Genomic DNA, 11933 nt, shown 5'->3' with positions numbered 1-11933 from the left:
ATTGGGGCGTCCAATCCCCCGGCAGTGCTCGCCCGCCTCTCCTCCCGGACGCTCCTCGCTCTCGGTGCCCTCGTCGCCACCGTCGCGACGGCCGGGAGCCTCACGTACAGCCTCGTCCTCGGGTTCGTCCCTTGCGAGTTCTGCTGGTACCAGCGTATCCTGATGTACCCGCTCGTCGGCGTCCTCGCCTACGCGTGGTACACCGAGGACACCGGCATCTACCGGCTCGTCCTACCCTTCTGTGCGGGCGGCGTCGCGTTCGCCGCCTACCAGTCCTACCTGCAGGTGGTCGCGGGGAACACCTGCACGTTCGGTGGGTGTGCGACCATCTACGTTCGCCCCGTCACCATTCCGAACCAGTCGTTCGTCGCGTTCGTCCTCATCGGCGCGCTGATGGGCGTGCTCGCCGTTCGGGCGTACCGTGCGTGACGGCCCAAATTTCTGCGGACAGCGTGGGGTGAAACTGCGGACGAGGTGGTGTCTCAGTCGCGCGTCTGCCGCGCGACGAGCGCCGTCGGGAGGAAGGAGACCGCGATTACGACGAGAGCGATGAGGTTCGACGCCGACGACCGGACTGGGTGGAGGGCGCGCACGTCGGCGTGTCGTTTCCCGGCAGTGACAGGTCTGTGGTCGTCGTTCGGGTGGCGGAGCCACGGCACCCATCGCCGTCCTGCCGATGTACCGTGCGCAGACGCCCCAACGACCGGACGCTGGCGGCGCTCGTGAGCGACTGCTGAACGTGGTGGACCGACAGGCTGAAACCCTCGGCCGCTCGTTATATCTTGCATACGGTACGCGGGCCAAAATAATTAATTGTGGCCCGTCGTATTGTGCAACCATCCCGATTCCGACGCGGCATCCCCCCTCTCCCCCCCACTATGCACGAACCACGCGCTGTCAGCGTCGCCCTTCAGAAGGGCGGCGTCGGGAAGACCACCCTCGCAGTAAACGTCGCAGAGCGCCTCTCGAGTCGCGGCTACGACGTCCTCCTCGTCGACCTCGACCAGCAGGGCAACGCCACACGCGCCGTCGGCCTCGAAGACGCCTACACCGGCGAGACACACATCGGCCACGTCATCGACGACGAGGACGACACCGGGCCACACGACGTCATCCGCGAGCGAGAATGGTTCGACGTCCTGCCCGCCCACGAGCAACTCGACGCCGTCGAGTCCAGCATCCGGAACGCCACCTTCGGCGAACTCCGCGTCAAACACGACGTCGTCGAACCACTCCTCGGGACGGAGTACGACTACGTCATCGTCGACACCGCGCCGACCATCGGCCCGCTCTCCGACTCCTCGCTCGTCGCCACGCAGAACGTCCTCGTCCCGCTCCTCATGAGCCAGCCGAGCCTCAGCGGTCTCGACCGGATGACGACCCAGCAACTCGACCCGCTACGACGCGAACTCCCCATCGACGTCCTCGGCGTCATCCCCAACCGCCTCGAGGGCGACAACGAGGAGCGCCGCGTCCTCAGCGCCGTCGAGGCCTCGCGCTTCCGGGACCGACTCCCGGCGTTCGGTCGCAGTCGCGAGTTCGACGACCCCGACTCCCCCGGCCCCGGCATCCGCAAGCGCGTCGCCTTCCGGCGCGCGTGGCGCGACGGCCTCCCGCTCGCCGTCTACGACCCCGATTCCGACATGGTCGAGCGCCTCGACGCCGTCGCCGACATCGTCGAGAACGGTGGCGTCGAAGACGTCGAACACGACGCCTGACACGTCCGGAGAGCCACAATTCCTTAGGAGCGTCTCGGCGACAGAGCCAGTATGAACGTCCGTGAGGCCGCGACAGCGGTCCGTGACCGCCTCCTTGAGGAGCACGGCGACGACGTGCTCGCGGTCGGCTGGTACGACGGCGAACACGAGAGCCGGACCGGGTCGGTCTACCTGGACGAATTCGACGAGTACGCCGGCGAATCCGGCTACGGAACGCTCGAATCCGCACTCTTGGAGAGCATCGGCCACGGCGCGTACACCGACATCCACGACGAGCGCCTGACGACTACGGTCCGCCTCTATGAAACCGTCGCGGACATCGACCTCCACCTCGACGACCTTCGTGGCGTCGTCGTCGCCGTCCGACTCGACAGCAGTCTGCACATCACGGACGTTCGACAGTATGCGCGCGACGCGATTTCCGAACCGCTCGGGGTCATCGAGTAGGCGGCCACAACGGCCTTGGCGGTCACTCTCTCCTATCCCGTATGAGCCGCTTCGTCGTCGCGCTCGGGGGGAACACACTGCTACGTTCGGGCGAGGGGACCGTCGCGGAGCAACGCCGTCGCATCACTGAGACGCGTGATGCGCTCGCCGTGCTCTCTCGGCGCGCCCACGACCTCGTTTTCACGCACGGCAACGGCCCGCAAGTCGGGAAGCGGCTGCTCGCCGAGGAGCAGTCCGAGGGGCCGGCCGAACCGCTCGACGTCCTCGTCGCCGAGACGCAGGCGCAGGTCGGCTACCTCCTGCAGAGCGGGTTCGGCGACGCCTTCGGCGGGCCGCCCGCCCCGCTCGTCACGCGCGTCCGCGTCAACCCCGACGACCCCGACTTCGACGACCCCACGAAACCCGTCGGCCCCTACTACACGGCCACAGAAGCCGCCGAGAAGGAGTTCGAGACGACTGAAGTCACCCGCGAGAGCGGCGAGACGGCCTATCGGCGCGTCGTCCCGTCGCCCGCCCCGCTCGGCGTCCGTGAGGCCGCCCACGTCGCCTCGCTCGCCGAGAACCGCGACGGCCCCGTCGTCTGCGGCGGTGGCGGCGGCATTCCCGTCGTGCCCGACGGCGACGGTGGGTACGAGGGCGTCGCCGCCGTCGTCGACAAGGACCACACGACCCGGCTTATCGCCGACGCCCTCGAGGCCGACACCGTCCTGATGCTCACCGACGTTGACGCCGTCTACCGTGACTTCGGCACGCCCGACCAGGAGGCGATTCGCCGGGCGACACCGGACGAACTCCGCGCGATGCGTCAGTCCGGCGCGTTCCCCGCGGGCAGCATGAAGCCGAAAGTCACCGCGTGTGCGCGCTTCGTCGACGAAACCGGCGGCCGCGCGATAATCACGTCGCCCGAGAAACTGGAGTCGGCGCTCGACGGCGACGCCGGGACGACCGTCACGGCCGACTAGGCGACACGCCGTCGCGGCGGGGGTGGAATACTTATTTCGTCGCCGGCCGACCATCCGATAGGCCCTCCAGCTATGAACCGCCCACACGCGACAGCCCTCCTGTTGACCGTGTTCGCCCTCGTGGTCGTGGGTGCCGCCGCGGGCACGCTCCCCGCTGCGCACGACGCCGGGCCGAGCGTCGACACCCCGCTCGGCCAGCCCCACGCCACGGACGGACACGGTGCCCCGCGCTCCGGCGACTCGACCGACAATAACGCACCCGGTGCCGACCTCCTGCCCGACATCAGTGACACCGGAACTGACACGAGTGAGACTGCCGCGCACACCTCGCTCGCCCGACTCGCCGTCGGCGTCGCCCTGCTCGTCGTCGGCGTGGCCGTCGTCCTCTGGCGTCTCACCGACGACGACGGCGACCTGGATGCCGACGCCGACGACGATACGGCGCCCGTGAACCCGGCCGGCGAGCGTGAGCGGGCACCGGCCCGCGCCGCCAGCGACGCCCCGGTGACGAACGACGTCTACCGGTCGTGGAACGCGATGGTCGCCGAGCTCGGCGAGACGCGGCAGCGCTCACGCACGCCCGCCGACGTCGCACGGGACGCGCTCGCGGACGGCCGCCCCGCCTCGGCCGTCCGCGAACTCACCGAGCTGTTCCGTTCTGTTCGCTACGGCGGGGCGACGCCGACGGCCGACCGGGAGCGCCGTGCGCGCCGCGCACTCGAGCGCGTTCAGGTGCGCAATGCGCGTGACGAGGACGGGTCGTCCGACGACGCGATGGAGCGATGAGCCTCTCGCGACGGCTCGCGCTCAGCCTCGGCGTCGCGTCGAGCGTCGTCGGCCTCCTCCTGCTCGCCGCGCCGTCGCTCGCGTCCGCGGTCACCCTCTCGGGCGGCCTTGGGACGGCGACGGTCGCCCTCGTCGGCGTCGTCACGCTCCTCATCGCCGCCGGCTCCCTGTTCGCGGACGCCGTGCGACCGTCTGCAGAGGCGACGCTGGCGAGCGACGACCCCGAATTTCCACGGCCGGAGCACCGACCCGCCTACGCGTCGCCGGGTGCGGCCTTCACACGACGCCTCGCGGAGGTCACGTGGACCGACCGGCGCGAGGCCGAGCCCGCGACCCGCCTCGCCCTCCGCGACGACCTACGCGACCTCGCCGTCGACGTCCTGTCGCGACGCGACGGCGTCACACCCGACGAGGCGGCGGCCCACCTCGCCGATGGCTCGTGGACGGACGACCCGCTCGCCGCGGCGTTCTTCACTGACGATGTCGTCCCGTCCCTCTCGCTCCGCCAGCGCCTTCGCGGACTTCGGGGGAGCGAACCGCCGTTCGCCCGCCGCGCACGACACGCCGTCGCCGCACTCGCGAGTCACGCCGGCGACGCGGACGTCTCCGCGGTGGCCGCGGAGGGGGACGACGCCGCCGAGCGCGTCGCGACGACGCGACGCTACTGGTCGTCGGCGGAGTCAGGGTCGACGCGGACGACGCGTTCGGACCGGTTTCGACCGGTGACCGCCGCCGCGCTCCTCGCCGGCGGCCTCGGTATCGTCACGCTCCGCCCGGGACTCCTCCTGCTCGCGCTGTTCGGCGTCACCGTCGCCGGCTACACGCGCGCGACCACGCCGCCGTCGGTCGCCGTCGACGTCTCGCGTTCGCTCGCGGACGCGACACCGGCTCCTGAAGACCCCGTCGACGTGACCGTCACCGTCGAGAACACCGGCGGCCGGACGCTCACCGACCTCCGCATCGTCGACGGCGTGCCCGCCGGCCTCACCGTCGCCGAGGGGTCGCCTCGCGCCACGACGGCGCTCCGGCCCGGCAAGCGCATTACGTTCACCTACACCGTGACGGCCGCGCCGGGCCGCCACGAGTTCGATCCGACGCTCCTCGTCGCGCGCGACGCCAGCGGCGTCCACCGCCGCGAGTCGGTGGTTGACGCGCCGAGCACGCTCACCTGCCGGCCCGACGACTCGCAGGTGTCGCTCCCCGACCGAGTGCGGACGACCGTTCACGCTGGTCGGACGGCGTCCACGCACGCCGGGTCGGGCGTCGAGTTCCACTCGGTGCGGGAGTACCGCCGCGGCGACCCGCGCTCGCGCATCGACTGGAAACGCCGCGCGAAGACCGGGGACCTCACCACCGTCGACTTCCGCGAACCGCGCCGCGCGGACGTCCTCGTTGCCGTCGACGCCCGCCGGAAGGCCTACGTCGCGTCCGCCACGGAGGCGGCGTCACCGGCCGTCCGGCGGAGTCTCGATGCGGCACGCGGCGTCGTTGATGAGTGTGCCGCGGCCTCGATTCCGGTCGGTCTCACCGCGCTCTCGCCGCGTGCGTGCTGGCTCGCACCCGCGACCGGCGATGCCCACCACCGTCGGCTTCGCGCGGCGCTCCTCGGGGACGCGGCGTTCTCGTGGGAGCCACCGACGGACGTGTACGATGTTGATCGGGGGCTCGAGACACTCGAACGGCGACTCCGACCCGGCACTCGCGTCGTCCTCGTCACTCCACTCTGTGACGACGACGCCGAGCAAATCGCGCGCCGCCTCGCCGCCGCAGGCCGCGACGTCACCGTCGTCAGCCCCGACCCGACGCTCGCGGCCGGCACGAATGCCGACTGCGCGCGGGGCTACGCCGCGCTCGCCCGCCGCCGTCGCGTCGGGACGCTCCGCAGTCAGGGGCTGTCGGTGCTCGACTGGCGGTCGGACGAGCGTCGCGGCGAGGAGGTGCGTCGTGACCTCTAGCTCGCGGCCACCGCTGACGAGTTGTACGGTCGCGCTGGCGGGTGCGCTCGGTGCACTCGTCCTGCTCGCCGACGTCACGTACGCGCTCGTCGCGGGCGTCGTTGGCGTCCTCGTCCTCGGCGTTGGTCTCCGTCGTGGCCGCGTGGACGTCTTCAACGCGGGTGCGGGGCTCATCGGCGGCGCGCTCCTCCTCGCCGGCGTCTTCGGAATCGGGGAGGGCGGCACGCTCCTTGCCGCGGTCGCGCTCGTACTCGCGTGGGATGCTGGCCGATACGGGTTCAGGCTCGCCCGCGAAGCCGGCCCCGAGACGTCGACGCGCCGCGTCGAGGCGGTGCACACGCTCAGCACGCTCGTCGTACTCGTCCTCGGTGCGAGCGTCGGCTACGCAGTCTTCCGCTCCAGCACCGGCGACCGCCCGCTCGTCGCGCTCGCCGCCCTCCTCGTCGGCGCGGTGGCGCTCCTCGTCGCCGCTCGCCGCTGAGGACGCGCTGAAAAAGAGTGGATGATGCGCGTTCGCCGTTGCCTGGAGACTGCTCTACCGAGCGTTCTCGTAGGCTTCGTGCCAGCTACCGAACTGTCCGGTGAGTGCGCCGAGGGTGCTCCCGACGTGGAGGAGTTGGTAGCCGGCGTCGACTTTCTCGACGGCGTCGTCCATGCCGAACGTCAGGCCACCGAGCGTGACGTCGTGTTCGAGCGCGGCTTCTTCGGCGGTCGCGACGGCGTCCTCGACGTCGGGGTGGTCGCGGTTGCCGGGATGGCCGAGTGCGATGGAGAGGTCGTTCGGCCCGAGGAACGCGAAGCCGAGTTCCGGGACGGCGAGGATGTCCTCGATGTTCTCGACGGCTTCCTCAGTTTCGATGGTGACGCCGACGAGGACTTCCTCGTCCTCGGTGCCGACGTAGTCCTTCGCCTGCCCGTAGCGTGCGGCGCGCGGGCCGGCGAGGCCGCGCTCGCCCGCGCCGTCGTCGTACTCGAAGTGTGCGGCCTTGAGTGCCTCCCGAACCTCTTCGGCGGTCTTCACGCGGGAGATGAAGAGGTTGCGCACGCCGACGTCGAGGCATTTCCGGACCATCGCGGGGTTCGGCTCGGGGATACGGACGAGCAACTCGGTGTCGGTGAGTTCGGCGGCGCGCAGGAGCTCCTCGAGTGCGTCGCCGTCCCACGGGCTCGGTCCGCCGTGCTCTAAGTCCATCCAGACGAAGTCGAAGCCGAACTCGCCGAGGAGTTCGACGACTTCTGGGCTGTACGTGTTGTCGAGGACGCCGAAGGCGGGTTCGTCGCTCTCGAGCGTCTCGCGCAGGGAGTTCTCTCGCGGGTTCACGTCGGGTACGTCGCCCGGCGTCGTGAAAAATCGCGGGGCCGGATAGCGTGGGGGAGCGCCGCCGCTATCGGCGTGAAGAAGAAGAAAGGGAGAGGTGGTTATACGCGGGACAGGCGCAATACCACGGTCTGAAGGCCGTGGATACGCGCCGTCACTCGGTGAGAGAAGCCACCGTTCAAACGCCTGTCCTGAGTTTCCGACGCTGACGTTTAAGTGACGGGCCGCCATACTAAAGAGTAGGAATCGGTCGGAACGGAGCGGATTCCGAACCGGCCTCCGGAGGCGGCCTGTCCGCCCACCTAACGAGGTAGTATCCGAAAGAGCAGTCGGTGAACGCCACATTCTCGAAGAGTGTGGGCGCGTGCCGACTGCTCAAAGCGAATCAAAAGATACCCCCGAGTCCGCTGACGCCTGCTGGCGTCCCCGTGGCCAAAACAACACCGGGACGCTCTACACGGTCGAGGATAGGGGTACCGGCGGTTTGGCACCGCCAGCAGTTCACTACACCAATGCTGTGGGACTACCCGCGCCCGAAAGGTGTGGTAGTCAACTGATTGGACCGCGAACCTGAAACTCCCACCGCTCGGGATTCCTCCGTGTTCACGCGGAGGAGGATGTCAATCGATGTGGCCTTCGCGGCGAAGCTGCTCGGCGGCGTCGTCGTCGTAGCGCCATTCGACGTTCGCCTTCTCGTCCTGCCAGTCCCACGGTTCGGCGATGACGACGTCGCCCTCCGAAATCCACGTGCGGAACTTCATGCGACCGGGGATGCGGCCCATGCGTTCTTTGCCGTCGGCACAGCGGAGTCGGACGCGGCTCCCACCGAGCATGTCGGTGACGACCGCGAACACCTGATTGTCGTCGGGCATACGGAGGTTCCGTCGGCCCTGATTCTCGCTCATACAATAGCTACACTCGGCTCACGGTTAAACGGTTCCCTTCAGTCATGGTACCAATGAACAAATAAAAGCGCGTTTTCCTCGGCGTGCAACCAGAAACGAACAGTACCGGACATAAACAGTTATGCCCGGACGGGAACACCTCCCGTTAGAGACCACGGACCAGCAATGTTACCGGAAGCGAGAAAGCGGAAGATCGTGGAGTTAGTGTCGGCACACGACGGCCGGTCCGTCGCGGAGCTCGCCGAAGAACTCGATTACTCGAAGGCGACCATCCGGCGCGACCTCCGGGCGCTGGAGGAGGAAGGGCTCATCGAGCGGAGCCACGGTGGCGCGCTCCCGGCGTCGTCGGTCGGTCACGAACGGACGTACGGCGAGCGCGAGGTGCAGAACCTCGACGCGAAGCAGGCCATCGCCGCGCGCGCCGTCGAGGAACTGAGCGACGCGGAAGTCGTCTTCTTCGACGCGGGGACGACGACGATGGAGGTCGCGCGACGCGCACCCACCGACGGGTCGCTGCTCGCGGTGACGAACTCGCCGCGCCTCGCCGTCGAGCTCGAGGGCGACGCGAACGAGGTGAAGCTCACCGGCGGGACGCTCCGACGGCGCACGCGCGCGCTCGTCGGCCCGACGGCGGAGTCGTTCATGGAGCGGACGAACTTCGACCTCCTCTTCCTCGGGACGAACGGCCTCGACGCCGAGGCGGGGCTCACGACGCCGAACGAGGACGAAGCCCGGATGAAGGAGCTGATGGTGAAGAAGGCCAACCGGGTCGTCCTCGTCGCGGACCACTCGAAAATCGGCAAGCGGAGCTTCGTCCAGTTCGCGGACCTCGAGGACGTGGACCACGTCGTCACCGACGGGACGCTCCCGGAGGATCTCCGCGAGGCGTTCGAGTCTTCGGGGACGCGGGTCACCGACGAGGTGGAGACGGCGTGATTCTGACCGTCACGCCGAACCCGGCGCTCGACTACACCGTCGAGCTCGAGAGCCCGCTCGACGTGGACACCGTCGTCCGCACGGACGACGCGACCATCGACGCGGGCGGGAAGGGTATCAACGTCTCGCAGTACCTGCGGGCGCTCGGCACCGAGACGGCTGCCTCGGGCTTCCTCGGGGATCCCTTCGGGCGCGTGCTCGCCGAGCAACTCGCCGCGGAGGGGCTCGAGGCCGAGTTCGTCTCCGTGGACGAGTCGACGCGGCTCAACCAGACGATTCTCGCCCCGGAGGGCGAGTACAAGGTGAACCAGAACGGCCCCGCGGTGTCCGACGACGCCGTCGACGCCCTGCGCGAGCACGTTGCGACGGTGGCGCCGCCGACGCTCGTCGTCGGCGGGAGCCTCCCGCCGGGTATGACCGCGGACGACGTGGACGCGCTCGCGTCGGCGGGCGACTGGGCGACGACCGTCGACGTCGGTGGCGAGATGCTCGCTGAACTCGAGGCGGAGTACGCGCTCTGCAAGCCGAACCGCGAGGAGCTCGCGGCGGCGACGGGCTCGCCGACGGAGAGCGTTGACGAGTGCATCGCGGCCGCGGACGAACTGCGCTCGATGGGCTACGAGCGCGTCGTCGCGTCGCTCGGTGCCGACGGCGCGATTCTCGTCTCCGAGGACGGCGCGGTCCACGCTGAGGCGGTCGACGTGGACGTCGTCGACACCGTGGGCGCGGGCGACTCGCTGCTCGCGGGCGTGCTCTCGGCGTTCGACGACGGCGCGGACGACGCGACGGCGCTCGCGACCGGTGTCGCGGTGGCGTCACGGGTGGTGCAGGTGGCCGGGACGAGCGTGCCGGATTTCGGGGACGTGCCGACGATTCGGGACGCCGTGACGGTCACCCGGCACTGACGTCCTTTCACGCCTCGAACAGAAACGGTCAGGAGAGAGCATATCCGAACAATTTTAATCACGGTCGGGCAACTATCGTGATAGACTATGTCGTCTGACCCGGAAGCAGCGTATCGGGCCTACTTGGTTTCCATCAAGGAGGACCTGATGACCGGCGTATCGCACATGATACCGTTCGTCACCATCGGCGGTATCTTCCTCGCGCTCGGCTACGCGTCCGCGACCCTCTTCGGGGACGTGCAGAACGTCTTCGAAGCGACGGGGACGCTCGGGTGGTTCTTCGCCCAGGTCGGGTCGATCGGACTCACCATCATGGTGCCCATCCTCGGCGCGTACATCTCGTACGCGATTGCCGACAGACCCGGTCTCGCCCCCGGTTTCGTCCTTTCGTACCTCATCCAGCAGGGTAACGTCCTGCAGGAAGCCGGGAAGATCATCGGCATTCAGGGTGGCGCCGCGGGCGCCGGCTACCTCGGCGCGCTCGTCGCCGGCCTCATCACGGGGTACGTCGCGCTCTGGTTCAAGCAGCGCGACGTCCCGAGCTTCATCGAGCCGATGATGCCCGTGCTCATCATCCCGGTCGCGACGACGCTCGTCCTGCTGCCGGTGATGCTGTTCGTCGTCGGTGTCCCCGTTTCCATCGCGAACGCCGCGCTCACGGAGTGGCTCCGCGGGATGCAGGGCGGGCAGGCGCTCCTCGTCGGTGCCATCCTCGGTGCGATGATGGCCTTCGACATGGGTGGTCCCGTCAACAAGGTCGCGTACGTCTTCGCGACCGGCCTCATCAGCGAGCAGATCTACGGCCCGATGGCCGCCGTGATGATTGCCGGCATGACGCCGCCGCTCGGCATGGCGCTCGCGAACCTGATCGCGCCCGAAAAGTACGCCGCGGAGATGTACGAGAACGCGAAGAACGGCATCCCGCTCGGCCTCTCCTTCATCACTGAGGGCGCGATTCCCTACGGTGCGGCCGACCCAGCGCGCGTCGTCCCCGGTATCGTCGCCGGGTCCGCCGTCGCGGGCGCCGCCGCGATGGGTCTCGGCGTGACGATGCCCGCCCCGCACGGCGGTATCTTCGTCGTCCCCCTCTCCAACAAGCCGTTCCTGTTCCTCGGCTGTCTCCTGCTCGGCACCGTCGTCACGGCGGCGATCGAGCACGTGATCAAGCCGAACTACGACGAACGCGTCGGTAACGTCTGAGCAAACATCTGAGTGCGGAACCCTTACCGTCCGCGCAGACCCAATCACAAACGATGACCGAAACTGACCTCGAAGAGCTGATCGACGTCGACCTGATCTCGCTCGACGAACCGCCCGCCGAGAAGGAAGCCGTCATCGAGCACCTCCTCGACCTCGCCGTCGAGGCCGGCCGCGTCAGCGACCGCGAACAGGCGCTCGAAGACCTGCTCGCGCGCGAGGAGGAGTCCACGACCGGCGTCGGCATGGGCATCGGCATCCCGCACGCGAAGACGACGGGCGTCGAGGAGCCGACGCTCGCGTTCACGCGCTCCTCGGAGGGCGTCGACTTCGACGCGATGGACGGCGAGCCCGCGACGCTCTTCTTCATGATTCTCGTCCCGGAGGAGTCCAGCGACGACCACCTCGAGATTCTGAGCAGCATCTCGCGCTCGCTCGTCCACGAGGAGACCCGCGAGAAACTCCACGAGGCCGAGAGTGCCGAGGCCGTCCAGCGCCTCATCATCGAGGAGGTGGCCTGAGATGCCCGAACGCCTCGTCACCGTCGTCCCCGAGGAGGGCCTGCACGCGCGGCCCGCGTCCGTCTTCGTCGAGACGGCGAACGAGTACGACGCCGAGGTCCTCGTTGGGCCCGAAGACGCCGACGACGACGACCTCGTCCCGGCGTCCTCGATGCTCGCCATTACCGGCCTCGGCGCCGCGAGCGGCGATACGCTCCGACTCGTTGCGGAGGGGGACGACGCCGAGGACGCGCTCGACGCGCTCGAGGACGTCCTGACAACCCCGGAGGACGAGCTCTGAGGC

Annotated in this window: 15 protein-coding genes; 12 read left to right on the top strand and 3 right to left on the bottom strand. The window is 69.0% G+C overall.

Translation table 11 applies throughout. The annotated features are described in order from the left end of the window. Positions 1–24 precede the first annotated feature (24 nt). Complete coding sequence (locus tag ACQUS8_RS13440; protein ID WP_435101941.1) at positions 25–429, top strand: disulfide bond formation protein B; 405 nt, start codon at positions 25–27, stop codon at positions 427–429. A gap of 53 nt (positions 430–482) precedes the next feature. On the opposite strand, the gene ACQUS8_RS13435 is transcribed toward ACQUS8_RS13440, so the two are convergent. Then, positions 483–659: a hypothetical protein gene (locus ACQUS8_RS13435; protein ID WP_435101939.1), complete on the bottom strand. Its 177-nt coding sequence runs from the start codon at positions 657–659 to the stop codon at positions 483–485. Between the two features lie 219 nt (positions 660–878). On the opposite strand from ACQUS8_RS13435, the gene ACQUS8_RS13430 reads away from it, so the two are divergent. The 6 genes from ACQUS8_RS13430 to ACQUS8_RS13405 all read left to right on the top strand — a co-directional run bounded on the left by ACQUS8_RS13430 (position 879) and on the right by ACQUS8_RS13405 (position 6349). Next, positions 879–1718, top strand: coding sequence for a ParA family protein (locus ACQUS8_RS13430; RefSeq protein WP_435101937.1), 840 nt, complete (start codon positions 879–881; stop codon positions 1716–1718). A gap of 51 nt (positions 1719–1769) precedes the next feature. Next, positions 1770–2165 (top strand): hypothetical protein, encoded by a 396-nt coding sequence (locus ACQUS8_RS13425; protein WP_435101935.1) that lies wholly within the window; start codon positions 1770–1772, stop codon positions 2163–2165. 41 nt (positions 2166–2206) lie between these two features. Further along, positions 2207–3127, top strand: coding sequence for a carbamate kinase (locus tag ACQUS8_RS13420; RefSeq protein ID WP_435101933.1), 921 nt, complete (start codon positions 2207–2209; stop codon positions 3125–3127). Positions 3128–3199: 72 nt separating this feature from the next. Beyond that, on the top strand, positions 3200–3913 hold the full coding sequence (locus ACQUS8_RS13415; protein ID WP_435101931.1) for a DUF4129 domain-containing protein: 714 nt from the start codon (positions 3200–3202) through the stop codon (positions 3911–3913). Then, positions 3910–5868: a DUF7269 family protein gene (locus tag ACQUS8_RS13410; RefSeq protein ID WP_435101929.1), complete on the top strand. Its 1959-nt coding sequence runs from the start codon at positions 3910–3912 to the stop codon at positions 5866–5868. Before ACQUS8_RS13415 ends, ACQUS8_RS13410 begins: the two co-directional genes overlap by 4 nt. Beyond that, positions 5858–6349: a DUF7519 family protein gene (locus ACQUS8_RS13405; protein ID WP_435101927.1), complete on the top strand. Its 492-nt coding sequence runs from the start codon at positions 5858–5860 to the stop codon at positions 6347–6349. The genes ACQUS8_RS13410 and ACQUS8_RS13405 overlap by 11 nt, the downstream gene beginning before the upstream one ends. Before the next feature lie 54 nt (positions 6350–6403). Here the strand turns inward: ACQUS8_RS13405 and ACQUS8_RS13400 are convergent, their stop codons facing one another. Then, complete coding sequence (locus tag ACQUS8_RS13400) at positions 6404–7189, bottom strand: HpcH/HpaI aldolase family protein (RefSeq protein ID WP_435101925.1); 786 nt, start codon at positions 7187–7189, stop codon at positions 6404–6406. Between the two features lie 617 nt (positions 7190–7806). Beyond that, positions 7807–8091 carry a translation initiation factor eIF-1A gene (gene eif1A / locus ACQUS8_RS13395; protein WP_435101923.1) on the bottom strand — a complete coding sequence of 95 codons (285 nt, stop codon included), beginning with the start codon at positions 8089–8091 and terminating at the stop codon, positions 7807–7809. Positions 8092–8256: 165 nt separating this feature from the next. Here eif1A and glpR point away from each other — a divergent pair, with 165 nt between their 5' ends. The 5 genes from glpR to ACQUS8_RS13370 all read left to right on the top strand — a co-directional run bounded on the left by glpR (position 8257) and on the right by ACQUS8_RS13370 (position 11930). Continuing rightward, positions 8257–9027 (top strand): HTH-type transcriptional regulator GlpR, encoded by a 771-nt coding sequence (gene glpR / locus ACQUS8_RS13390; protein WP_435101921.1) that lies wholly within the window; start codon positions 8257–8259, stop codon positions 9025–9027. Further along, a complete protein-coding gene (gene pfkB / locus ACQUS8_RS13385; RefSeq protein ID WP_435101919.1) occupies positions 9024–9932 on the top strand; it encodes a 1-phosphofructokinase in 909 nt (302 codons plus the stop codon). The genes glpR and pfkB overlap by 4 nt, the downstream gene beginning before the upstream one ends. Before the next feature lie 87 nt (positions 9933–10019). Further along, complete coding sequence (locus ACQUS8_RS13380) at positions 10020–11132, top strand: PTS fructose transporter subunit IIC (RefSeq protein WP_435101917.1); 1113 nt, start codon at positions 10020–10022, stop codon at positions 11130–11132. Between the two features lie 53 nt (positions 11133–11185). Further along, positions 11186–11650, top strand: a complete 465-nt coding sequence (locus tag ACQUS8_RS13375) for a PTS sugar transporter subunit IIA (protein WP_435101915.1) — start codon at positions 11186–11188, stop codon at positions 11648–11650. A 1-nt stretch (position 11651) separates the two neighbouring features. Beyond that, entirely contained in the window at positions 11652–11930 is a 279-nt protein-coding gene (locus tag ACQUS8_RS13370; RefSeq protein WP_435101913.1) for an HPr family phosphocarrier protein, read from the top strand. Positions 11931–11933: the final 3 nt, after the last annotated feature.

Origin of the sequence: Halarchaeum sp. P4, assembly GCF_051195175.1 — an archaeon.
GTDB lineage: Archaea > Halobacteriota > Halobacteria > Halobacteriales > Halobacteriaceae > Halarchaeum.
The sequence above is the reverse complement of the archived record's forward strand: the minus strand, read 5'-3'. Positions and strand labels throughout refer to the sequence as shown.